The organism is Domibacillus sp. PGB-M46 (assembly GCF_022668875.1).
Taxonomy (GTDB): domain Bacteria; phylum Bacillota; class Bacilli; order Bacillales; family Domibacillaceae; genus Domibacillus.
Window position 1 is genome coordinate 53,091 of sequence record NZ_JAKGCR010000007.1, and the last position, 23,459, is coordinate 76,549.

Consider the following 23,459-nt stretch of genomic DNA (forward strand, 5'->3'; position numbering starts at 1 on the left):
TACCCTATTCATGTGCACGGTCATCCATATCATTTGTCTACAGCCTGAAAATCCGCCCATTATGGACGGCTTTTTTCTTTCTCAAAAAATAAAATCAATGCCGGCAGCAAAAGCCCCCTTACAAAAAAAGTATCAATGAGAATGCCAACTGCAACAATGAACCCAAATACAAACAGCACTTCAATGGGCTGTGTCATCAAAACGGCAAAGGTAGCAGCCAATATAATACCGGCGGATGAAATCACCCCTCCTGTTTTGGCTACAGCCCGTTCAACTGCTGCTTTGAGCGAATGCTTTTTTCGTTCTTCCATATAACGTGAAACGAGAATAATATTATAATCGATGCCGAGCGCAACGAGGAACACGAACGAATACAGCGGCACTCTTGTACTGATGGCGTCGATGCCAAACAGCACATTGGTTAGAAACAGCCCCAGGCCAAGCGCAGATAAAAACGACAGGACGATCGTTCCGACCATGTAAAGCGGCATTTTCCACGAGCGCGTCAGGATGATGAGCAGGACAAAAAGCAGGATAATTTCAAGCGCTACAATAAGCAGTAAATCCCGATCGTTCAACTCCCGGTCATCCAGTTTCTCGGCTGTTTCCCCGGCAAAGAACAGCTTGCCTTCTATTCCCGTATCGTCAAGGAGCGCCTCCTCCCGCTCTCTTAAACCGGATAACGTATTAAGCGCTTTTTCACTGTAAGGGCTCGCTTCGAAAGCGAGGGTCAGCTCATGTGCATTTCCTGATGCTTCAGATGTCTGGGGGACGGCAGATAAAATACCTTCCTGTTTGTTAAGCTCTGCAGCTAAAGCAGCCGGATCCCCATTTCCTTCATAAATCACGGTTGTCGGCGATACATCTCCCGCCGAAAATTTATCCTCAATGATACGATATCCGACAAGAGACGGCATATCATCCGGGAAGGATTTTAATGTATCAAATTCATATTTAATATTGACTACGTTAAAAGCCGAGACAAGAAGAAATACAAGTACAACACCGCCGGAGAGTACAGGTTTAGTTGTCACAAAACGCGCCACGCGTCCCCAAAGGCCGCTCTCTTTTTTCTCCCCTTCTCCCGCCTTAGGCACCTTCGGCCAAAATGACTGCCGTCCAAACAACTGAAACAAAGCCGGCACAAGTGTGACAGAAGCAAGCATAATCACTGCCATGACGGTGGCAAAAAGCGGCGCAAAGTTTTGATAATCGCGAATATGCGCAAAAAACAATACAAGCATCGCTGCAAGCACGGTACCGCCAGAGAAAAAAACTGGCTCTCCTGTTTCCCTCATAGCCCATTTCATTGCATCAAATTTTCTTTCATGGAGGCGCAGCTCTTCACGAAAACGCGCCAGCACAAACAGCGAGTAGTCAGTGACTGCCGCAAACAACAAAATCGTCATAATAGACAGAGCCTGACTGCTCATCTCAAGCCCCGCGGCTCCATAGAGGCCCAATATCCGATCTGTCACTGCATACACGAGACCGGATGCCAAAAGCGGGATAAACGCAAGCAGCGGTGAACGATAAATCACAATAAGCAAAACCAAAATAAGAACAACCGTTGATAACAGCAGTACAATGTCTGCCCGTGAAAAAAGGGCAGTCGTATCGGCCGCAATACCCGCTGGCCCGGTTACATACATTTTACTGCTGGATTGTTCTCCAGCAATTTTTGTGATCTGGTTAATACGCGGCTCAAACGCTTTGCTGGTGAAGCCTTCCTGAAACACAACAGGGATAGCTGCAGCAGAGGCATCCGCCGATAAAAACTCGGCTCGCGCCTGAGGCGGCAGCTGAGCAAACGGTGCTATGCCCGTGATCCCGTCTACTTCTTTCTCAATAGAGGCGAGCGTCCTGGCAATCTCCGTTTCTGCTACTTTTCCATTTTCCTCGTTGAAAACGAGAATAGCCGGCGTGCCGCCTTCGTCCGGGAAATACTCTTCCACTTTTTTTGCCGCCTCAATCGATGCTGCATCCTCCGGCAGCGATTCAAAAGCATCCGCGGTGTAATCACGTGCTGCCGGTGCCCATACGCTTAACATCGCAATTCCCAGCAGCCAGGCCGCCAGCACGGTCCACATTCCTTTTTTCGTCGCCACCCAATCCGTCAGCGGCTGGAGTGCTTTTTTCATATCTGTTCCTCCTTAAGCAGCTAGAATATCTTTATTAAATTCTATTCCTGACACAACTGTCAAATTTAAAATGTAAAAAAACGGAGCGTCAATGCGCTCCGCTTCCTTCATACCATAATGCAAACAAGTAATCCGCCCATTCATGCGGCGGCAGCTGCAGGGAATTTGGTGTATTAATCAGCTGAAAAAACAAACCGGCCAGAACCTTAATAGGGATGTCTGAACGAACCGCGCCCTGTTTTTGTGCGGCGTCAAAAATCCGATCCAGCTGTCCGCGCAAATGCTTCAGCATAACCAGTACGTCTTTCACCTGCTGTGCCGCTTTTTCAGATTGCGTGACATCCACTTTGCGGGCGTCTCCTAAAAAATAATGAAGATCCGCTTCTTCCATATATACACGCAAAAGCTGCTGCAGCGCTTGAATCGGGTCCGTTTCATCGACTCTTCCGGCTTTTACAAGAGCCCGTACCATTGCCCGCTTCATAACAGCTGCCGCTACCTCTTCTTTATTTGCATAATATTGATAAATCGTGCTGCGCGCTCCCGGCAGATGGCTGGCCAGCAGCTTTAAATGAAAGCTGCTGTAACCGTGCTGCACAATAAGCGCCTCCGCCGTATCCAAAAGCTCATCTTCTGTAAATGCCCGTTTTCGCCCCACGGCGACCGCCCCTTTAACCCAATTCTTTCCCTCAGTTTATCATGGGGTGCCGGTTTGTTCCATACAAGGCTGTTTCCATATCAAAAGAGCCTGCTTGAAACAAGCAGGCTCTTTTGATTTTACATTGCTTCCGACACAGAGCCCATGCTCTCCGTCATCCAGAGAAGGCTCTTATCTGCCAATGCCGCCTTTTCGATTTGTTGATGCGGTTCTCCATCTGTTCCTACCGTAATTTTTGAATGGATAAAATAAGTTTGCTCGTCTGTTTCGGCGTACACGCCGGCAAGCACATCTTCATCGACCAAAATTCCCTTGACGGAAGCGCCTTTGAGCAGCTTTAAATTCGAAAAGGATTCAGCCTGCCGATACAGCGCGAGCAGCACCATTCGGTTCATATGTCCATTATGCTTATATAAAGGCTTCATGAGCAGCTGCTGTATTTTTTCTTCTTCCAGGAAAACGTACAGCTCCTGCATCGCCGGTTTAATATGCCGGTCAACGCTATCAAGCAGCTGAAGCTCATACATAAGCTGTGTAAACGACGTTTCATTTTGCTCTTGTGGCTGATGGAAATCCGGGTTCCTCTCCAGCACGATCACATTCATGCCCTGCTTTGCTAAAAAAAGCCCCATAATCATCCCGGCCGGCCCGTCTCCTGCAATACAGATATCCGTTTCCAATGTCACAGCACCGGCTTGTTGGCTTGTGATTGCAGTGATGTCCATTTCCATCTTCCTTTCTTAAAAATGTTTATTCTGTCTTGCTGATTTCACTATATAAAGAATTAAGATGGTTGTCTCGAAGTTTGTCAGAAATATTGACAAACTTTTTAGACAATTCATTCTTTTTTTAAAAAGAAATTTGCTTTATTTCCGTTTTCCTGTTATTATAAAAAAGAATTATTTTTGTTCGGAAAAAGCTGTTAAGTGATAAACTTTCCATCTGAACGTAGTGAGCAAGGATAGTAACACAATGTGTGCACAGCACACGAGGAGGAAACACACATGGAACAAGGTAAAGTAAAATGGTTTAACGCAGAAAAAGGTTTTGGTTTCATCGAGCGCGAATCTGGAGATGACGTATTCGTTCATTTCTCAGCTATTCAAGGTGAAGGCTACAAATCTTTAGACGAAGGCCAAGCTGTAACATTTGATGTTGAAGCAGGTCAACGCGGACCACAAGCAACAAACGTACAAAAAGCATAATTTCACTTCGTTATACGCAGCAGACTTTCTTTTGAAAGTCTGCTTTTTTATTTGCAAACGGAAAGCCCTCTGTTTGAAATAAACAGAGGGCTGCATCAACATCAACATGGATTGTTAAATGGTATATTGAGTATACCACAAGATCTTTTTCCTGATGCTTTTATTTTCAAGATGTGTATTACACACCCATTTTCCGGCGAGAGTTGCTTACTTTTTTCGTTTGCTGACTTTGCATTTTTTTTGTTGATGTATTAAAGCTTCCTTTTGCATTGCCGCCTGCATTTTGCGCTTTTTTTTCTTCCAGCTTTTTCATCATTGCTTCTTGCAGCGTCATTTTCTTTTCAGCCATCCTTATTCCTCCATGCTTGTTTTTTTCAGTGTATCATGTTTTTGCTTGATTTGCTTTTTATTTATCGAAACTTATAGCCGGCTTTTTTGCCTTTTACGCAAAAAAGCTGTTTTAAACATCCAGTAAGCGCGATGCTTAAAACAGCTTTTTATCCATACTCAGAGTAGTGTTAGTGAGTAGTGTGACGTGCATTGTCCCGGTTGATAAGCGATAGAAATTTTAGTGAATATAATGCAGACAATCCAACAAGAATATAAACGATTCTTGCCAGAAGAGCATCTTGTCCACCGAAAATGGAAGCCACTAGGTCAAATTGCAGCAAACCGACAAGAAGCCAGTTAATACCACCTACAATCAACAAAATGAGTGCAACAGAATCAAGAGCCTTCATGTTTCTGCACCTCCTTTCACTTCGTTACAATTAGTATTACCGTTATCCTCCATTTTGAAACATACAGCCAAAATAAGTTTTAAAAAAGCAGAATTGGGTTATAAATAAAACGTTTTACAACCGCAATGAAGTTTGTGATTATGGCCATACTAACAAAAACGTGAGGAGTGAAAAAATGCTCAAAACAGAACAGTACGTGGACCGCCTTAAACAGCACGCTGTCCGTTTTTCGCATGCTGAAGGTCTGTCTCCTGTTGTTCAAGCGGCCCAAAATGCAAAATATGTCCTGCTTGGCGAAGCATCACATGGAACGTCCGAATTTTACACTACACGTGCCGCCATTACGAAACGACTGGTTGCGGAGCATGGCTTTTCCTTTATTGCAGTGGAAGGAGACTGGCCAGCCTGCTTTGAAGTGAACCGCTATATAAAAGGACAGGCGCCGGAATATGCTAATGCGGAAGAAGTGCTTCGTTCTTTTCGCCGCTGGCCATCCTGGATGTGGGCAAACGATGAAATAGAAGACCTGGTAAATTGGCTATACGATTTTAATCAAACAAATGAAAAACAGGTTGGGTTTTATGGGATGGATGTGTACAGCCTGTGGGAATCCATGGAAGCTATTGTTGATTACTTGGAAGAGGCTGGATCTCCTGATGTGGAGAAAGCGAAGCGGGCATTTGAATGCTTTGAACCCTTTCACCGCCAGGCCGAGCAATATGGCATTTCTGCTGCTTTTTACGGTGAAAGCTGCATGGAAGAAGTCATAGATTTACTCAAGACTATCCAGCAAAACCGAAAAATGTATACGCGTGATCCGGAAGCAGCCCTTAATATGCAGGTAAATGCCCTTGCAGCGAAAAACGCAGAATCGTATTATCACGCAATGGTAACCAACGGAAATGAATCATGGAATATCCGTGACCGTCATATGGTAGAGGCTCTTGGATTTATTACCGCTCATTACGGAGCCGGCTCAAAAGGGGTCATATGGGAGCATAATACACATATTGGCGATGCGCGTGCCACAGATATGGCAGAAGAAAATATGGTAAACGTCGGGCAGCTGACCCGGGAAATATACGGGCACGATCAAGTGTTTGCAATCGGATTTGGCACTCACCGTGGTACTGTGATTGCTGCTGACAGATGGGGAGAAGAAATGGAAGTGATGCCGGTGCCGGAAGCAATGCCTGGAAGCTGGGAAGATATGCTTCATAAGGCTGGCGCCTTTAATCAATACATTTTATTTGGCCCTGAAAACCAGGAGCTGTTTCGGGAAACAGTCGGACATCGGGCTATCGGTGTTGTTTATCACCCCGGAAGGGAACGATTTGGCAATTATGTTCCGTCGCGCTTATCCGAACGCTATAACGCTTTTATCTATATCGACAAAACGCACGCTTTGTCGCCGCACTTTTTTCATGGACTGCTTTAACAAAATAAAATTTTCCTACCCGGCAAGCAGCTTGCCGGGTAAATAAATGCCGAAATACAAAGCCTGAATCAAAAAAAGCAGTCCCCAAACGCGGCTTGAAATCCCGGTAGAGCGCTTTAAAGCAGAAGCATCTCCCGCTTTTTGAGGAGAAATAAGGCTTAAGTAAAAAATGACCCAGCTGCTGCGGACAGATTCCACCAGCAAAACCGCTGTAATTACATACATATATGCCTGCTGAACAGCCCCGGATGCGTACATATAAATGGCCGCGGTTCCTGCAAAAAACGCTACAAGCCAAAGAAAGCCGAACCAGTTGCGCACCCATAACACTAAACTGACCGCTAAAATCATAAACAGGCCGTAATACAGCCAGCCGGTATAACCATTCAGCGATGCCCAGGCAACAAAAAACGCAGAAGCAGATGCGAACGGATAGCCGGCAAGCGATGTAACAATCGCAGCGAGCCTGTTGGCATGCGTTGTATAAGCCACGCCGCTCGTATCCCAAAACAGCTGGACGTGGTGGATGCCGCCGCCCGACAAGAGACTTGCGAGTACGTGGCCAATCTCATGCAAAAGCGTATTTAACACACGAAAGTATTTCCCCGCTATCGGAATACACGTTAAAAGGATTGCTGCTCCAACGAACAACATCGCCTGGCTGATTGTCATCGCATCCCCTTCTTTATCCGTTTATTTCATACGCATAAGAACTAATTACATGCTTCAATTTATTTATTTTATCATGCACGAATAAAGTCCACCAACTTTCGGATGACTGGTGAAAAAAGCGATGCAGAGCATCGCTTTTTATTCGAGCCCGGCTCTTGCATGAGCGGGCTGTACAATCATTTATCTCCATGCTGCCGCTTTTCTAGTCCTTATTAAAAGAACAGCATGTTTAATACGATCGTTAAAACAATTGATAAAACAATGGAAATGAGAATGCTTCCCATACAGGACATACGCATAATTTATAATCCGCCTTTTGTAGTAGTGGTGCCTTTCTTTTACCCCCTTTTGTCAACGCTTTAAACCAGCCGGATCGTTGGGATTTAAGAGACATTCCTTCCTTATACTGCACTTTTTATGGGTTCTTATTTTCTTTGCTGCCCTTACTAACACCAAAAAAGCTTTAACACACTATGGCACTCCTTACGCAGGCAAAAATAAAAGAGATGTCTTATTCAGACATCTCTTTTTCATGTGAATGATCCCGGTCTTTCTTTATCCTTACCGGTTATCCACCGTTTCTGGATACAGGTCATGGTTCATCATGCGGTATTCGGCCATTTTCTCGTATTTCGTGCCAGGCTTCCCGTAGTTCGTGTACGGGTCAATGGAAATTCCGCCACGGGGCGTGAATTTGCCCCATACTTCAATGTAGCGTGGATCCATCAGTTCAATCAGGTCATTCATGATGATGTTCATGCAGTCCTCATGAAAATCACCGTGATTGCGGAAGCTGAACAAGTACAGCTTCAACGATTTACTTTCGACCATTTTCACGTCGGGAATGTAGCTGATGTAAATAGTCGCAAAGTCCGGCTGACCCGTCATTGGGCAAAGTGATGTGAATTCCGGGCAGTTGAATTTTACAAAGTAATCACGGTTTTGATGTTTATTGTCAAACGTCTCAAGAACGGATGGATCATAGTCAAATATATAGTTTGTTCCTTGATTGCCAAGCAGCGTAATGTCTTTTAGTTCTTCTTCTTTTCGTCCAGCCATGCCGGAGCCTCCTTATAAATCATATTCTTTTTTATTATAGCAGAGACAGTTTACAATGAGAAAAAGGAGTGGTGCAAATGCAGCCTGTAACCTCATACACGGAATTTTCAGATATTCTTTCATCCAGCGAAGCCGTACTGCTTTATGTTTCAAGCCCCGGCTGTTCTGTTTGTCACGCCCTGCTTCCGCAGGTTCAAGCACTTATGGAGGAGTTTCCCCGTGTCACAACGGTTTACGCAAATACGGGAATTGCACCAGATATTGCCGGACAGTTTACTGTTTTTTCTGTGCCAGCTGTTCTTTTCTTTTTAAAAGGAAAGGAACAATTCCGTGTGGTACGCTTTGTTCCGGTTGGAGGCTTAAGAAAAAGTATAGCCAACGCTTTAAAAATCATTTGACAAAAAATTATGAAATCCTTCACAATAATAAGGGAGTATTGAAAGGAGAGAATACAGTGACATTATTAACAGACATTTTAGCGTTTAACGAAACATTTGTAGAAAACAAGGAATATGAAAAATTTGAGACAACAAAGTTCCCGGATAAGCGTGTCGTCATTTTAACGTGCATGGATACACGCCTTGTTGAACTTGTAACCGAAGCTATGAATTTTAAAAATGGAGATGTAAAAATCGTTCGTAACGCCGGCGCGATCGTCAACCATCCGTTCGGATCGATTATGCGAAGCCTGCTGGTTGCTGTGTATCAGCTTCAAGCAGACGAAGTATTGATCGTAGGGCATCATGATTGCGGTATGGGCTCTCTCTCAAGCGATGTCATTATTGATGCAATGAAGGAGCGGGGCATCCAGCAGGAAGTAGTGGATACACTCCGCAACGCTGGAATTGAAGTAGATAAATGGCTGAGCGGCTTTAACAGCGTAGAAGAAAGTGTCGAGCACAGCGTGAAAATGGTCAAGTCTCATCCATTGATGGTGGATTCTATTCCTATACACGGTCTTGTTATTGACCCTGCAACGGGCAAATTAGATCTTGTGGTGGATGGATACAAAAAAGAAGCGGCTCTTTAAAAGAGCCGCTTTTTTTATGGCTTTAACACTACCTTTATACAGTCATCCGTTTTTGTATCAAACAATTCATAGCCTTTTTTTGCTTGATCGAGCGGCAAAATGTGGGTCACGACATCACCCGGATCCACTTTTCCTTCCGCAATCAGCTGATATAAATAAGGCATATAGTGAATAACAGGAGCCTGGCCGCCCCGAATGTTAATGTTGCGCTGAAAAATGTCACCGAGCGGAAAAGCGTTATAGATTCCGCCGTATGCACCTGTTATTTGAATCGTACCGCCTTTGCGGACAGCCTGAGTGGCTGCCACAAGAGCACTTAAAGCACCGCCCTGGAGCTTCATGCCGACTGCAAGAAATTCGATCGGTGTCATTTTCGCATCCATTCCAACACAATCCATGACGACCTCTGCCCCGCCGCCTGTTATTTCTTTCAGGTGATTGCCAATATTTTGCTCGTCTTCAAAGTTCACAATTTCTACTTTATTTGTCCTCTTCGCATGCTCAAGCCGATATCCCACATAATCAACCGCAATGACACGTTTTGCCCCTTTTAACCAGGCAAATTTTTGAGCAAGCAGTCCAACTGGGCCGCACCCAAAAATAATGGCTGTATCTCCTTCTTTTAAGCCGGAATTGTCGACGGTCCAGTAAGCCGTTGCAGCGGCGTCCGCCAGCAGGACGAGTTTCTCATCCTCCACCTCACTGTCTTCCGGAATTTTAAACGGTGTAAAATTCCCATACGGAACGCGCATATATTCGGCCTGCCCGCCAGGATATCCCCCTGTCGTGCCGCTATATCCAAAATAAGCGCCCATTTCGCCATTATCATTAGAATTGTCACACTGACTTTCGAGGTCATGCTTACAAAACCAGCATTCTCCGCAGCTGATGTTAAACGGAACAATGACACGGTCTCCTTTTTTTACTTTTGTCACAGCCGGTCCGACTTCTTCTACAATCCCCATCGGTTCATGCCCGATAATATAATCTTGTTGAAGATTCGGAATCATGCCATGAATCAAGTGCAAATCGGACCCGCAAATAGCTGTTAATGTAGGCTTGACGATAATATCGTCCGGTTTTTGAATGCTGGGTGCTTCTACTTCTTTTACAACCACATTTTTCACACCTTGATATGTGACGGCTTTCATTTTTTAAACCTCCTCCACGATAATGGCATTTATTTAGGCGGGGTTGGAAATAACCCTTTTCGATTTGTATTGGTCGGGAAGAGCGGCAGCCGGGCAATGTCGACAGCCGTTTCAGCGGACTTAATGTCCAGCTGCATTTGTTTATCGACGTCATACGGATAGAGCCAGCCTTTATGCAGCATTAATTCCGTTACTTCACCATGCAGGTCAATGCCCTGTTCCAGATGCTTGATCAGTACAGAACGAACTTCCGGCGTAGCCGCTTCTGTTATAGCCAACGCACAGTTTCTTACCCCATTTTTTACAGAGGTCAAAAATTCAAGCGCAATAGCAGAATCAGCAAGTTCCGGCATTCCCACTGAATTGATCGGATCTAAATAATCGTTCACATCTTCCACCTCCAAAAATTAAAATGTTCTGGCTCCCTTATAAAGCTCTAACAACTCATTCGTTTGGTGAATCGACTGCTGTGCGTCTTTTTCCAGCATCGCTTTTAAATCACTGTCAAAGCAGGCACCCTGCATTAGTTTTGATTTGAGCATGCAGATCGTTTTAAAGTTGATCATCTCATGGAGCTCCATTGTTTCATGAAAGGCCAATTTTTTTTGGTCCATATTTCTCACCTCTACAGTTAGTCACAACATTCATTTTCCCTTTCATTTTCTCTATTTATTCAGATGGTTCAATCTGTGCATGTTTGAATAAGGAACAGATGAAAAGCCAAAATAAGAAGTGTGTATGAATAACTGAAGAGGTGATAAATGTGAGGAAGCATTTTGGTCAGCACGAGTCTCTGGAACTGCATGAACTGGTCGTTTTTAAAAGTCTCTGTACGACAAAATCAGCGACGATGAGCAAACTTGCACAGGATCCGGAATTAAAAACCCTGCTTGAAGCAGACGCACAAGCGGGCCAGCAGCATCTTCAACAGCTGAAGCAGCTTTTGCCCGGAGGTGGCGTGGCACAATGAATGATTTATTTAAAAGCATAGCAGGCATGGGCGGCATGACGGATCAGGTGATTGCAACGGACTTTTTGATTTCCGCCAAATCCGGTGTCAGGAATGCAGCGTTCGCGCTTACGGAAGCCGTAACACCTGAATTGCGTTCAGCCCTGCGTGAACAGCTTATGGCCACTGTTTCAACTCATGAAAGCATCAGCAGATATATGATGGAAAAAGGATATTACCATCCTTACAACCTGGAAGAACAGGCGAAAATCGATCTAGCTGTCGCACAAACAAGCCAGGATCTTGTAAAATAGCACCCCATCCTCCTGCTTTGTCTGCTTCTACTAATTGAAAGACGAGGCTTTTATTCACCTTTAAAACCAAAAAAACTGCCGACATCCCATTCGGCAGTTTTTATTTCTTTCTTTATACAGAGCGGTTCCAGTGACGGTGTTCAGCAAGAGCGGCGAGGAAGTTGTCTGCATAGCCTTCAGATGGAGATGCTTCCGCTATTACGCCCGGATCACCAGGCAGATCCGCGATCAAATCCACGCTGTCATCTGTCGCTCCTACGGTTTTAAAGTGTTCATATGCTTCTGTTAAAAAAGCTTTTGCCTGCTTTTTCGCTTTTGGATCTGCACTCAGCCCGCCTGCTGCGTAAACGGCATCAAATAAAACCGAGTCGGCTGTCAGGAAAGTATGGTCTACTTCAAGCTCCGCTCCGTCATCGCCTTTGATTGTTCCCTGCTTTGTGCTCACCACTTCGGGACGGGTGCCTGCTTTTTCAAAGGCTTTGTAAATATCGGTCATCGTTTTGCCCGAGAAGCCCTCGCCTGCTAGGATTGCAATTTTGCGAGTTGCCACCCCTTTAACTGGGTTTGCCTCCTGGCTTAGCGCCGGCGAAGATTTGGTAATGGACGATTCCTCTATATCGGATGGTGCCTGCACACCAATGGCGTCAGCTACTTGTGCCGCCAGGCCTGCATTGACATTCGCAAACATATTCACAACCTGCTGGCGAATATCTTTGCTTTTTACTTTGCCCAGTTCAAAGCTGAATGCTTCAATAATATGTTTTTTTTCAACCTCTGTCATACTGTTCCAGAACAGGGCTGCCTGTGAAAAATGGTCTTTAAAACTGTCGCTGCGGCGCGCTACTTTGCGGCCTTCTACTTTTTCCTGGTAATGAGCGTAGCCGCCTTCTTCTTCCTTGGCCGGTGACGGCGTATTTTGAGCCAGCGAGTTTTTATGGTAGCTCACCTGCCCGACGTTAATTGTCTGGCGCCCGTATCCATCACGCTGGTTATTAAAGAACGGGCAGACAGGGCGGTTAATCGGCAGCTCATGGAAGTTTGGCCCGCCGAGGCGGATAAGCTGTGTATCGGTATAAGAGAAAAGCCGTCCCTGCAACAGCGGATCATTGGTAAAATCAATTCCCGGTACAACGTGGCCCGGATGGAAAGCCGCTTGTTCCGTTTCGGCAAATACATTATCGACATTACGGTTAAGTGTCATTTTCCCAATGATTTTTACCGGTACGTCTTCTTCCGGCCAAATTTTAGTTGGATCAAGCACATCAAAATCAAATTTAAATTCGTCTTCTTCGTCAATCATCTGCACGCCAAACTCGAATTCTGGATAATCCCCCATTTCGATCGATTCCCACAGGTCGCGGCGGTGGAAATCCGGATCTTTACCGGCAATTTTTTGCGCTTCATCCCACACAAGTGATTTAATACCGAGAACCGGCTTCCAATGAAACTTTACAAACCGCGCTTTTCCTTCGCCGTTCACAAAACGGAATGTATGAACACCGAATCCTTCCATCATCCGGTAGCTGCGCGGAATCGCACGATCGGACAAATGCCACATAACCATATGAGCTGATTCCTGGTTGTTAGCAATAAAATCCCAGAATGTATCATGGGCACTTGCTGCCTGAGGCATTTCATTGTGAGGCTCCGGCTTGACGGCATGAATCAAGTCTGGAAACTTGATCGCATCCTGGATAAAAAAGACCGGGATGTTATTACCGACAAGGTCGTAGTTTCCTTCCTCCGTATAAAACTTTGTTGAGAAGCCGCGCACGTCACGAACGGTATCTCCTGAACCGCGGGAGCCCGCTACAGTCGAATAACGGACGAAGACCGGTGTTTTCTTCGATGGATCCTGTAAAAAGCCGGCTTTTGTATATTCTTTCATAGACTCATACACTTGAAAGTACCCATGCGCCGCAAATCCGCGTGCATGAACAACCCGCTCTGGAATGCGCTCATGGTCAAAATGGGTCATTTTTTCACGAAAATGAAAATCTTCCATCAATGTAGGCCCGCGGTCCCCTGCTTTCAACGAATGTTCATCTTCTGACACGCGAAGCCCTTGATTCGTTGTTAGGTTTTCTCCTTGATCGCTTACACGGAACTCATCCAGCTGTTTGTTTTTGCTGTTTTCGTTAATCGCCATGCTTTAGCCCCCTTATTGGTACATTCCCTAAAAGTTCATTACTTACTATCCGTACCACCTTTTAAATGGACTAAAACAAAAAAAGACAGCATATTCATCCTAAATAGGCAAAGTTTGTGAATTAAATTTCCATATTCGACCCAATTATTCAAAATATCCTGCCCAAACAGGGAAATTTTTCTTTTATTCAGACCATTTTTCTTACGAAATGAATCATTATTTTTACGGATGTGACGCTTTCTTCCAGATGATACGATAGAAGTGAAATGAATGAATAGGCGGTGTATTATGGAAAAAGCAAAGCTCGGCATTTTACTTCTTTTTTTACTCGGCTTTGCCGGACTGGCAGGACAGCCGGCTTCAGCCTACGCTCAAACGGGCTCCATCACAGGAGACCGCGTAAATGTACGTGAAAGCTCTTCTCTTTCGGCTTCTGTTCTTGGACAGGTACATACGGGAGACCATGTCTCTATTCTTTCATCCCAAAACGGCTGGGTGCAGATCTCCTATGGAAGCCAAAAAGCCTGGGTTAGCGGACAATTTGTCGGTGGAGCAGCCGAAAAAACAGCTTCTTCAGGAGAATTTATCCGCATTCAAACAGAGGGGACCAATTTGCGAAGCGGCCCTTCGACATCTTCCTCTGTCATTGTTCGGGGATCTGTCGGTGAGCGCTACCCGGTTACAGGACGAAGCGGCGATTGGATTCGTATTCGCCTTGCAAGCGGAAATGAAGCTTATGTAGCCAGCTGGGTTGTATCAGGGCAAGGCCAAGGAACCCATGCCTCTACTTCTGCTTCTTCTTTACAGGGCAAAGTGATTGTTCTGGATCCCGGCCATGGGGGAGTGGACGGCGGAACATCTGGTTTATACGGCACCATTGAAAAAAATGTGACGCTTCAAACCGCTTGGAAGCTGCGTGATACCCTGGCTGCGAGTGGAGCAACTGTTGTATTAACCCGTACGGGTGATCAATATGTACCGCTGCCAGCCCGGACAGCTGACTACGGAGCAGACGCTTTTATCAGCCTTCATTATGACGGGGCACAGAGCCAGCAGGCAGCCGGGCATACAGCTTATTACTATCGGGCGGGGCACCAAGAGCTTGCCCGTTCTTTAAACGAAGGGCTAAATGGAACGCTGCCGAACGCAAACCGCGGGACACAGTATGGCGATTATTTCGTTCTTCGTGAAAATCAGCAGCCCGCTGCCCTGCTTGAGCTTGGTTATTTAACAAATCCAGCCGAAGAATCTTCAATCGTGTCAGCTGCCTACCAGCAGCAGGCAGCTGACGGGATTCGAGACGGCTTAGCCTCTTATTTTTCTCGTTAACAGCAAAAACAGCGCCCGGCTTTTTGCCTGGCGCTGTTTTTTTATCAGTATATTAGGTCAACAAGATCCTCGGTCGTAACATTTCCGAAGTAATGCTTCATATCCAGCGGCTCAAGCGCCTGGCGAATAGCACCCTTTTCATATTTTGTTCCAAGGAGCGCCTTTTCCACTTCGGCTACATCCCCCGCACCAAAAAAGTCACCGAAAACACGTGCTGTTTGAATGTCTCCTCCTTTTACATGGAGGCGCACATCAATAAGCCCGACCGGAAATCGATGAGAGCGTTCGATATTAAAAGCCGGCGATTTGCCGTAGTTCCAATCCCAATTTCCGTAGCGCTCGGCTGAGATCTGATGAATGGCTTTCCAATCTTCTTCTGTCAGCACATATTCTTTTGCTTGCTCTTCACCATTAAAAATTTGGGTTAAAATAAATTGTTTAAACTGGGTAATAGACATTTTTTGCTCAATCAAGTCAGATATATTTGCCACACGGCTGCGAATCGATTTAATGCCTTTAGATTCAATTTTGTCTTTACGCACCTTAAGGGCAGCCACGACATCATTCATGTTGGTATCAAACAGAAGCGTCCCATGTGTAAACATACGCCCTTTTGTGGCAAATTGGGCGTTTCCTGAGATCTTAAACCCGTTAGCTGTTAAATCATTGCGCCCGCTCATTTCTGCATTCAAGCCGAGTTTGTTCAATGCTGCTACAACAGGCTCGGTAAACTTGCGGAAGTTATGAAAGCTGTCTCCATCATCTTTTGTAATAAAGCTGAAATTTAAATTGCCAAGATCGTGGTAAACCGCACCGCCGCCGGACAGACGGCGGACAACGTGAATGCCGTTTTCCTCGACATAATCTATATTTATTTCTTCAATGGTATTCTGGTTTTTACCGATAATGATAGAAGGTTCGTTAATGTAAAAAAGCAGATAAGATTCTTCAATATCCAAGTGTTTAACGGCATATTCTTCAATCGCTAAATTAATGCGCGGATCGGTAATCCCTTTGTTGTCAATAAAAAGCATCGTACACCTCCGAATTGGTTTAGTTCAAATGTAGCATATTGAGATTCGTTCTCAAAGAAAAAGCACCCGATTCCGGATGCTTTATTCTCTGCCGAAATTCATGCGCTGGTAACGGCCGCGAATTATTTCGTATATGCCATATAATAGAAGCCCTGCTGCGGCAAGGCCGAGTAAAAACTGTCCGTACGGCTGCGAAGCAAGCTCTGCCAACGCTCCGTCAATGCCTTTTGTTTCGTTCGGATTAGCTGTAACAGCCGTTTTAATAAAGAAAAAACCGATCATCGCGAGCACAATTCCACGTGCAAGGAGTCCAGCTTTTCCAGCTCTTCGGGCAAGGCCTATTTCTTTTTTATTCATTTCACTCGTTTTAAAATATTGCATAAATTTCCCCTTAAAGCCCCGGTATAATTCTATACATCCATACAAAATAATGATAAGTCCAATACAGCCGACGATCCACTGCCCAAACGGCTGGGCCAGAAGCTTTGCGGAAATGCTCTTCTCCGAGTTTCCTCCTCCGCCGGCATGGACAGCAAGCCGGATGGCAGTGAGAGCCAGGCTGCCATAAATAAACGCACTGATCATGTAACCAATCCGTTTTGCCGTTCCTTTAGCTCCAGTGCCTTCATGCTGAACATCTTTTATCGACTTGATGAGTTCCCATATCACATATCCAATCAGGCCAATGCCAATAAGCCAGAGCAGTATCCGGCCAAATGGTTCGTCAGCTACAGTCACGAGGGCGCCGCTTGTATCGGTCGTTCCTCCGCCGGCGCCTGCTGCTGCCATCAGGGCAAAGAGGCCAACGAGCGCATACACCGTTCCTTTTGCCATATGCCCCATCCGCCCAAACCTCCGAATCCACGGTTTGGCTTCATGTACTTTTGATCGCATGCTTTCTTTTGCTGTCATCCTTTCTCCCTCCCCCCGCTTTCGCTTTCCTTTCTTATTCCCGTTTTTTGTTTTTACGCAAACTGGTATTTTTTTGGTTCATAAGCCCTTTTTGGTACGCTGCCACGGAAAAGAATGAATAAACTCATACATCCCTGCTTAACTTTCTTTTCTGCCAGTTAAGCGGACTGTATAGCAGAACAAAAAAGCACCCTTTCTAGGTGCTTCAGCCCGTAGACAAATGATATGGATGACCGTGCACATGAATGGGATGGATCAGCGGCGTCCAGGCCGCTCCGCTTTCCATCGGGCAGGCGCCGGGCCCGACTTCGCCCGGCAGCTCCACCGGCCTCAGCTGCCCGCTCGTCCTATAGGAGTCTGCGCTGCCTTCCCGCCTCCAAGTGGCTTGCGACAAGATTGCATAGAACGAATAAGGTCGCATCTTTCTGTTTAAAAAAGAGAAAATGTCTATTCAGTCCCTGCTTATTGATCTTTAACACCACTTCATGAAGCCTGCCGGACGAAGACTCCTGCGGGAAGTACAGTGAGTCGGGAGACCCCACAGGCGCAGCCGAGGAGGCTCACGCACTGCCTTAGGATGCGCGAATTCCGGCAGGCTTCACTTACCGGCTCTTTTTTAAAAGCGAAAGACTTTGTCTACACCTGAAGCGCCTTCTTCAGGTGTTTTCTCAGATAGATACACGGCAGCCGCCGTTTCGCTTTGATTGATACAGCAGTCCATCTGCTTCTTTCATTAAAGACTGAACCGGTACTCGTTTTGTATCAGTGATCCCAGCCGATAAAAACACACCATATGTACGGAGTTCTTGATTCCGCTTGCTTTCATCGATTATTTCCTGGGCAAATAGAGATGCTTCCTCTGCTGGCCGGTGCAAAAACAGCACACCAAATTCATCACCGCCAAATCGAAAACCATAGGCATCGTCAGGGATGATCTGCTTGATAACTGAAGCAACCTCCATTAAAACATGGTCTCCCGCTTCGTGTCCAAACCGGTCATTTACTTGTTTAAACTTATCCAGATCGATCATTAAGAGAGCATGTGTCTCTTTTTCAATCCAATCAGATGTCAGGATCCGCTTCCAGTAAACCCGGTTGTACAAGCCTGTTAATCCGTCCTGGATGAGCAGCCGCTCGGTATCAATGGCATAAGACAGGAAGGAAGCAAGCTTCTTCAGAATTTCAACTGTTTTGTTGTCGTATCGATTTAAGGATGTGTGAATGGAGCAAAGAGCACCGAATGTGCTGCCGTCCCCCAAAGAAATAGGTACACCCGCGTACGAGCCAATATTCAGCGAGTATGTAAGATTATGACGCTTTGTACGCTCGTCTTCCTTAGCATTCTTAACCAGCATCGGCTGTCCGCTTGCATAAGGGATTTGGCAATATGTATCTTGGAGCCGGACAGTTTTCCCGGCTTGAACCAAAATATCACTTTTAGAAAGGGTCTGTAATACCTTCAGACGATCCCTTTCAACCAAGCTGATATAAAACGTTTCATCGCCGATTAAATCGTTGGCTACCGACAAAATATCCGCAAAGACGCGGGAAAACCCTGCTGTTTCCAGCCAGTCTGTTTCCACTTCCTCACCTTCTTTCATCCACGCTATCATTCATTTCAGTATAACGGTGAAACAGCAAAAAGTCAGCTCTGCGCGGCTGACTTTTTGCTGTATTTTATTCGAATAAGGTTGGGAGCTGGTTGATTAATGTGTAGCCGCCCATAAAAGCCATAAGCACAACGACAATTACTCCTGCGGCTGTCATCCAAATCGGGTGACGGTATTCACCAACAATCGATTTTTTATAAGCTGCAATGAGCATAACCGTAAGTGCCACCGGCAGAATAAGACCATTTAATGCCCCGGCTAAAATAAGCATTTTCACCGGTTTACCAATGGTTATGAAAATAATAGTGGAAAGCAAAATAAATGCGACAATGATTGACTTATCATACTTTGCAATCGTTGGGTGGAACGTGCGGATAAACGAAACAGATGTGTAAGCTGCGCCGACAACAGATGTAATGGCAGCTGCCCACATTACCACACCAAACAGGCGGTATCCGATGTCACCCGCAGCCAGCTGGAACACAGACGCCGGCGGGTTTTCCGGATTAATCGGCAAGCCCTGCGCCACAACACCGAGTGCAGCAAGGAAAAGAAAAATACGCATGATTGAAGCGATCCCGATAGCAGATACTGAGCTCTTCGTCACCTGCGGAACTGCACCGACTCCTTTTATTCCTGCATCTAAAAGACGATGTCCTCCAGCAAATGTAATATAGCCTCCCACTGTACCGCCAACAAGGGTGACGATCGCAAGCAGGTCAATTGTATCCGGGGCAAACGTTCTGATTACTGCTTCCCCGACCGGAGGGCTTGCCTTAAAAACAACAAACAGGGTAAGGCCAATCATGACAAACCCCATTATCTGTGTAAACTTATCCATTAATAGACCGGCTTCTTTCACAAGAAAGATGGCGACGGCAATGACAGCACTGATAATAGCACCCATCACAGGGTCTATACCGAAAATAACATTGGCACCAAGACCGGCACCGCCAATATTACCGATATTAAAAGCAATGCCGCCCAAAACAATCAGCACAGCAAGCACGTAGCCCAGACCCGGGAAAACGAGGTTTGCAATATCCTGCGCCCGCTTTTCTGCCACAACAAGAATTCTCCAGATATTCGTCTGAGCGCCAATATCCAGCAAGATTGAAACTAAAATGACAAAACCGAAGCTGGCGGCGAGCTGCTCAGTAAAAACCGTTGTCTGCGTTAAAAAGCCAGGTCCAATGGCGGAAGTTGCCATCAAAAAGGCAGCGCCTAATAATATACTCCAATTTGATTTTTCCTGCTGCTGAAGCTGTTTTTGTTTTGACATATTTATTCCTCCCTGGAAATTGAACGCACTTTAATGCCTTCTTCCTGCAGCTTTGTCCGGATCAGCCGGGCAAAAGAAAGCGCGTGAGGTCCGTCGCCATGTATACAGACCGTGTCCGCTTGAATATCGACCTCTGTTCCGTCTGTGGCCTGTACTTTCTTTTCTTTTGCCATACGGATTACCTGAGATACCGCATCTTCCGAGTCCTCAATTAATGCATAGGGCAAACGCCGCGGTGTCAGCATCCCTTCCCGGGTATAAGTACGGTCCGCAAAAACTTCACTGGCTGTTTTCAGCCCTGCTTTTTGGCCGGCTTCAACCAGTTTGCTTCCCGCAAGGCCGTATAGAATAAAAGATTTATCCACATCTTTAACGGCTGCCGCAATAGCAGATGCCATCTCTTCATTTGAAGCTGCCATATTATAAAGTGCACCATGCGGCTTCACATGATGCAGGGCGGCTCCTTCTATTTGCACGAACGCCTGAAGAGCCCCGATTTGATACACAACAAGCGAGTATACTTCTTCTGGCGAAAGTGCCATGTTCCGGCGTCCAAAGCCGGCTAAATCTTGAAAGCCTGGATGGGCGCCCATTTTGACGCCCTGCTCCATCGCTAAATGAACCGTTTTTTTCATCACATCCGGATCGCCTGCATGAAATCCACAGGCAATATTCGCTGATGTAATGTATGGCATGATGTCCTGGTCATGGCCGATAGAGTATGCGCCAAAGCTTTCTCCCATATCACAGTTAATATCTATTTTCATAAACCGCCCCTCCAAAAATCAGCGATCTACGGCACCGAGTTCAGCGGAGATCTGCCGTGATGCTTCTGTTAGCTTTTCAACCATTTTTTTTGCATGTGCTTCGTCCTGAAAGCGGACCTCGGGGCCTACAAGGCTGATCCCGGCTACTACGTCTCCTTTATAATTAAAAATAGGAGCAGCAATAGCAGAAGAATGATCCTCTAATTCAGAATGGCTGATCGACCAGCCATCCTTCCGTGCTTTCTCAATCAGCTGCCGCAGTTCCTCTTTGTTTTCCGGTGTTCCTTTTGCGTATCGTACAATCTGGAATGATTCAATCAACCGCTCTTGTTCGGCGTGCTCCATAAAAGACAGCAGCACACGCGGGCATGCCCCTCCATACAGCGGGGCACGGCGGCCAATTTGTGTGTAAACACGGACACGTTCCTGCGTATCAACCTTCTCAATGTAAACCGCTTCATCTCCATCCCGGATCACAAGATTCACAGCTTCCCCTGTTTCTTTCCGGAGTTTTTGCATGTAGGGCAATGCAATGGAGCGGATATCCAGCCGTTCAGCGACAAGATTGCCGAGCGCCAGAAAAATCAATCCTAAACGGTAGGCACCATCCTGGTCTTTCTCCAGAAATCCGAGTTCAAGCAACGATTCTGCCATTCGGTAAACAGATGTTTTCGGCAGCCCCGTTTTTTCTATCATTTGCAGCAGCGTTAATTTTTCTTCTGTAAAAAACAATTGAATGATTTCCATTGATTTAAGGACAGTTTTATTCACTTTTCTTCCTTCTCCCTGTTCCGATAAATGGAATAGTCCCTCCATTTATGGTTTTGCTCCATTATATATGAAACAGTGGACAGAGGCGCAGCCAAATTTATAAAACGGAGTACTGGCTGTCTTTCTGATCAGTAATAAACATATGTCCAGGCGCATGGGTAATCATTAATGCGGGCTTGCTTGACATGGCAATAGATTGCGGGGTTGCACCGCATGCCCAGAAAACAGGCGACTCACCTTCTTTTACGGTTACAGTATCGCCAAAATCCGGCTTGTCTAGCTGGGCAATACCTATTTGCTCCGGCAGGCCGATATGTACAGGTGAGCCATGCACCGCGGGAAAGCGGGACGTTACTTCAACTGCGCGTATCACATCTTTTGATCCAAACGGCCGCATGCTGACCACGAGGTTCCCATGAAACACACCAGCCGGTTCACATGGCTGATTTGTAATATACATCGGCACATTCCGCTGTTCATCAATGTGGCGGATCGAAAGGCCGTTTTCGATCAGGGCATGCTCAAATGTAAAGCTGCAGCCGATTAAAAAGGAAACAAAATCGTCCTGCCAGCAGGATTCTATGCTCGTTACTTCTTCAACAAGCTCTCCATGCCGGTAAATCCGGTACTTTGGTGTGTCATAACGTAAGTCAGCCGTTGGTGCCGTCAATCTCGGAACCGGCGAACCGACATCCGTTACTTCGAGGAGCGGGCACGCTTTTGGATTCCGCTGGCAAAACAGCAAAAAGTCATATGCCTGTTCTTTCGGCAAAATTACAAGATTGGCTTGTGTATATCCAGGGGCCAAACCCGCTGTCGGCTTCGTCCATTTGCTTTCCCGAATCTCCTTGCGAATCCGTTCCAATGATGTTTCCATTTTTACACCCCCTTTTGCTTCTCTGGAAAAAGCTGAACCTCTTCTAAAAAACGTGTTGTGAACGTTCCTTTTTGGAACTGTTCCTGATCAAGAAGCCTTAAATGAAAGGGAATTGTCGTTTCAATTCCTGTGATGACCATTTCATTTAATGACCGTTTCATTTTTTGCAGCGCTTCGTCCCTTGTTTCTCCCCACACAATCACTTTTGCAGCCATTGAATCATAAAAAGGAGGGATAGCATACCCGGTATAAACGGCACTGTCCACCCTTACCCCAAAACCGCCTGGCGGAAGATATTCCGCTACGCGTCCCGGAGACGGCCGAAAGTCATGTTCGGGGCTTTCCGCATTGATCCGGCATTCAATAGCCCAGCCCGTTATCCGGATATCTTCTTGTTTATACGAAAGCGGCAGGCCGGCTGCAATCTTTATTTGTTCTTTAATAATATCTATTGTAGTCACAAGTTCCGTTACAGGATGTTCGACCTGAATGCGGGTGTTCATTTCCATAAAATAAAACTGGCCATGCTTATCAAGCAAAAATTCAATGGTTCCCGCACTGTGATATTGAACCGCTTGAGCTGCTTTTACTGCTGCTTCACCCATTTGGCGGCGAAGCTGTTCACTTAGCGCTGGCGAGGGTGCTTCTTCTACCAGCTTTTGATGCCTTCTTTGAATGGAACAGTCCCGTTCGCCCAGGTGAATCACCTGTCCGAAGCGGTCTGCCAGCACTTGAATTTCAATATGGCGCGGTTCCTCGATATATTTTTCAAGGTAAACAGCAGCATTGCCAAAGGCTTTTTCCGCTTCAGACTGCGCCTGATGAATCGCCTGCTGCAGGTCCTGCTCTGTTTCCGCCAGGCGCATCCCTTTTCCGCCGCCTCCCGCTGTTGCTTTGACAATAACCGGATAGCCAATTTCTTTTGCCACTTTCAAGGCTTCATCCTGACTTTGGATGATGCCTTCTGTTCCTGGCACCGTTGGCACTCCTGCTTCTTTCATCGTTGAGCGCGCCACCGCTTTTTCGCCCATTTTGCGAATTGCTTCCGGCTCGGGTCCAATGAACACGACATTGCATGCACGGCACATTTCCGCAAAATCTGCATTTTCGGCCAAAAACCCGTACCCTGGATGAATCGCATCCGCCTGCGTTACCGCAGCAGCACTCATGATATTATGCATATTCAAGTAACTATCTTTAGCGGGCGTTTTCCCGATACAAAGTGCTTCGTCCGCAAGCTTTACATGCAGTGATTCGCGATCCGCTTCAGAAAAAATGGCAACCGTCTGGATGCCCATCTCTTTGCAGGCGCGAATAATACGTACCGCAATTTCTCCTCTGTTTGCAATCAATACTTTTTTAAACATGTGT

General features: G+C 46.0%; 27 protein-coding genes. 7 read left to right on the forward strand and 20 right to left on the reverse strand.

Annotation, left to right across the window (positions count from 1 at the left end):
- Nucleotides 1-59: 59 nt before the first annotated feature.
- The 3 genes from L2D08_RS10940 to L2D08_RS10950 all read right to left on the reverse strand — a co-directional run bounded on the left by L2D08_RS10940 (nt 60) and on the right by L2D08_RS10950 (nt 3,524).
- Nucleotides 60-2,141 carry an MMPL family transporter gene (locus L2D08_RS10940; RefSeq protein ID WP_242233810.1) on the reverse strand — a complete coding sequence of 694 codons (2,082 nt, stop codon included), beginning with the start codon at nt 2,139-2,141 and terminating at the stop codon, nt 60-62.
- Nucleotides 2,142-2,229: 88 nt separating this feature from the next.
- Nucleotides 2,230-2,799, reverse strand: a complete 570-nt coding sequence (locus L2D08_RS10945) for a TetR/AcrR family transcriptional regulator (RefSeq protein WP_242233811.1) — start codon at nt 2,797-2,799, stop codon at nt 2,230-2,232.
- A 119-nt stretch (nt 2,800-2,918) separates the two neighbouring features.
- Nucleotides 2,919-3,524, reverse strand: a complete 606-nt coding sequence (locus L2D08_RS10950) for an FAD-dependent monooxygenase (protein WP_242233812.1) — start codon at nt 3,522-3,524, stop codon at nt 2,919-2,921.
- Nucleotides 3,525-3,803: 279 nt separating this feature from the next.
- On the opposite strand from L2D08_RS10950, the gene L2D08_RS10955 reads away from it, so the two are divergent.
- Nucleotides 3,804-4,004, forward strand: coding sequence for a cold-shock protein (locus tag L2D08_RS10955; RefSeq protein WP_242233813.1), 201 nt, complete (start codon nt 3,804-3,806; stop codon nt 4,002-4,004).
- Nucleotides 4,005-4,182: 178 nt separating this feature from the next.
- On the opposite strand, the gene L2D08_RS10960 is transcribed toward L2D08_RS10955, so the two are convergent.
- Nucleotides 4,183-4,353, reverse strand: coding sequence for a hypothetical protein (locus L2D08_RS10960; protein ID WP_242233814.1), 171 nt, complete (start codon nt 4,351-4,353; stop codon nt 4,183-4,185).
- 169 nt (nt 4,354-4,522) lie between these two features.
- A complete protein-coding gene (locus L2D08_RS10965) occupies nt 4,523-4,744 on the reverse strand; it encodes a DUF378 domain-containing protein (protein WP_242233815.1) in 222 nt (73 codons plus the stop codon).
- A 175-nt stretch (nt 4,745-4,919) separates the two neighbouring features.
- Between L2D08_RS10965 and L2D08_RS10970 the strand changes: the two genes are divergently transcribed.
- Nucleotides 4,920-6,182, forward strand: coding sequence for an erythromycin esterase family protein (locus tag L2D08_RS10970; RefSeq protein WP_242233816.1), 1,263 nt, complete (start codon nt 4,920-4,922; stop codon nt 6,180-6,182).
- Between the two features lie 15 nt (nt 6,183-6,197).
- Here L2D08_RS10970 and L2D08_RS10975 read toward each other — a convergent pair whose 3' ends face one another.
- Together L2D08_RS10975 and queF are read right to left on the reverse strand one after the other, a co-directional pair.
- Nucleotides 6,198-6,854 (reverse strand): M50 family metallopeptidase, encoded by a 657-nt coding sequence (locus L2D08_RS10975; protein WP_242233817.1) that lies wholly within the window; start codon nt 6,852-6,854, stop codon nt 6,198-6,200.
- Between the two features lie 561 nt (nt 6,855-7,415).
- The gene (queF, locus tag L2D08_RS10980) at nt 7,416-7,913 is read right to left on the reverse strand and encodes a preQ(1) synthase (RefSeq protein ID WP_242233818.1); all 498 of its coding nucleotides are present in this window, start codon (nt 7,911-7,913) and stop codon (nt 7,416-7,418) included.
- 77 nt (nt 7,914-7,990) lie between these two features.
- Between queF and L2D08_RS10985 the strand changes: the two genes are divergently transcribed.
- Both L2D08_RS10985 and L2D08_RS10990 read left to right on the forward strand, forming a co-directional pair.
- On the forward strand, nt 7,991-8,311 hold the full coding sequence (locus L2D08_RS10985; protein ID WP_242233819.1) for a thioredoxin family protein: 321 nt from the start codon (nt 7,991-7,993) through the stop codon (nt 8,309-8,311).
- Nucleotides 8,312-8,367: 56 nt separating this feature from the next.
- A complete protein-coding gene (locus L2D08_RS10990; protein ID WP_242233820.1) occupies nt 8,368-8,943 on the forward strand; it encodes a beta-class carbonic anhydrase in 576 nt (191 codons plus the stop codon).
- Between the two features lie 14 nt (nt 8,944-8,957).
- Here the strand turns inward: L2D08_RS10990 and L2D08_RS10995 are convergent, their stop codons facing one another.
- The 3 genes from L2D08_RS10995 to L2D08_RS11005 are packed head-to-tail and all read right to left on the reverse strand — an operon-like array spanning nt 8,958 to nt 10,708.
- A complete protein-coding gene (locus L2D08_RS10995; protein WP_242233821.1) occupies nt 8,958-10,094 on the reverse strand; it encodes a zinc-dependent alcohol dehydrogenase in 1,137 nt (378 codons plus the stop codon).
- A gap of 29 nt (nt 10,095-10,123) precedes the next feature.
- Nucleotides 10,124-10,483: a spore coat protein gene (locus L2D08_RS11000; protein ID WP_242233822.1), complete on the reverse strand. Its 360-nt coding sequence runs from the start codon at nt 10,481-10,483 to the stop codon at nt 10,124-10,126.
- An 18-nt stretch (nt 10,484-10,501) separates the two neighbouring features.
- Nucleotides 10,502-10,708, reverse strand: coding sequence for a spore coat protein (locus L2D08_RS11005; protein WP_242233823.1), 207 nt, complete (start codon nt 10,706-10,708; stop codon nt 10,502-10,504).
- Nucleotides 10,709-10,857: 149 nt separating this feature from the next.
- On the opposite strand from L2D08_RS11005, the gene L2D08_RS11010 reads away from it, so the two are divergent.
- The gene (locus L2D08_RS11010) at nt 10,858-11,064 is read left to right on the forward strand and encodes a hypothetical protein (protein WP_242233824.1); all 207 of its coding nucleotides are present in this window, start codon (nt 10,858-10,860) and stop codon (nt 11,062-11,064) included.
- Nucleotides 11,061-11,357: a spore coat protein gene (locus tag L2D08_RS11015; protein WP_242233825.1), complete on the forward strand. Its 297-nt coding sequence runs from the start codon at nt 11,061-11,063 to the stop codon at nt 11,355-11,357. The genes L2D08_RS11010 and L2D08_RS11015 overlap by 4 nt, the downstream gene beginning before the upstream one ends.
- A 112-nt stretch (nt 11,358-11,469) precedes the next feature.
- On the opposite strand, the gene L2D08_RS11020 is transcribed toward L2D08_RS11015, so the two are convergent.
- Entirely contained in the window at nt 11,470-13,506 is a 2,037-nt protein-coding gene (locus L2D08_RS11020) for a catalase (protein ID WP_242233826.1), read from the reverse strand.
- Nucleotides 13,507-13,794: 288 nt separating this feature from the next.
- On the opposite strand from L2D08_RS11020, the gene L2D08_RS11025 reads away from it, so the two are divergent.
- The gene (locus L2D08_RS11025) at nt 13,795-14,835 is read left to right on the forward strand and encodes an N-acetylmuramoyl-L-alanine amidase family protein (protein ID WP_242233827.1); all 1,041 of its coding nucleotides are present in this window, start codon (nt 13,795-13,797) and stop codon (nt 14,833-14,835) included.
- Nucleotides 14,836-14,879: 44 nt separating this feature from the next.
- On the opposite strand, the gene lplA is transcribed toward L2D08_RS11025, so the two are convergent.
- From lplA to accC, 9 genes are all read right to left on the reverse strand, one after another.
- Entirely contained in the window at nt 14,880-15,869 is a 990-nt protein-coding gene (lplA, locus tag L2D08_RS11030) for a lipoate--protein ligase (RefSeq protein WP_242233828.1), read from the reverse strand.
- Between the two features lie 81 nt (nt 15,870-15,950).
- Entirely contained in the window at nt 15,951-16,781 is an 831-nt protein-coding gene (locus L2D08_RS11035) for a DUF1206 domain-containing protein (protein ID WP_242233829.1), read from the reverse strand.
- Nucleotides 16,782-16,986: 205 nt separating this feature from the next.
- Nucleotides 16,987-17,202, reverse strand: coding sequence for a hypothetical protein (locus L2D08_RS11040; protein ID WP_242233830.1), 216 nt, complete (start codon nt 17,200-17,202; stop codon nt 16,987-16,989).
- A 247-nt stretch (nt 17,203-17,449) separates the two neighbouring features.
- Complete coding sequence (locus L2D08_RS11045) at nt 17,450-18,364, reverse strand: sensor domain-containing diguanylate cyclase (RefSeq protein ID WP_242233831.1); 915 nt, start codon at nt 18,362-18,364, stop codon at nt 17,450-17,452.
- Nucleotides 18,365-18,458: 94 nt separating this feature from the next.
- On the reverse strand, nt 18,459-19,673 hold the full coding sequence (locus L2D08_RS11050) for an NRAMP family divalent metal transporter (protein WP_242233832.1): 1,215 nt from the start codon (nt 19,671-19,673) through the stop codon (nt 18,459-18,461).
- A gap of 2 nt (nt 19,674-19,675) precedes the next feature.
- Complete coding sequence (locus tag L2D08_RS11055; protein WP_242233833.1) at nt 19,676-20,440, reverse strand: LamB/YcsF family protein; 765 nt, start codon at nt 20,438-20,440, stop codon at nt 19,676-19,678.
- Nucleotides 20,441-20,458: 18 nt separating this feature from the next.
- Nucleotides 20,459-21,211, reverse strand: coding sequence for an IclR family transcriptional regulator (locus L2D08_RS11060; protein WP_242233834.1), 753 nt, complete (start codon nt 21,209-21,211; stop codon nt 20,459-20,461).
- Nucleotides 21,212-21,308: 97 nt separating this feature from the next.
- Nucleotides 21,309-22,088, reverse strand: a complete 780-nt coding sequence (locus L2D08_RS11065; RefSeq protein WP_242233835.1) for a putative hydro-lyase — start codon at nt 22,086-22,088, stop codon at nt 21,309-21,311.
- Between the two features lie 2 nt (nt 22,089-22,090).
- Nucleotides 22,091-23,455 carry an acetyl-CoA carboxylase biotin carboxylase subunit gene (gene accC, locus L2D08_RS11070; RefSeq protein ID WP_242233836.1) on the reverse strand — a complete coding sequence of 455 codons (1,365 nt, stop codon included), beginning with the start codon at nt 23,453-23,455 and terminating at the stop codon, nt 22,091-22,093.
- Nucleotides 23,456-23,459 lie beyond the last annotated feature (4 nt).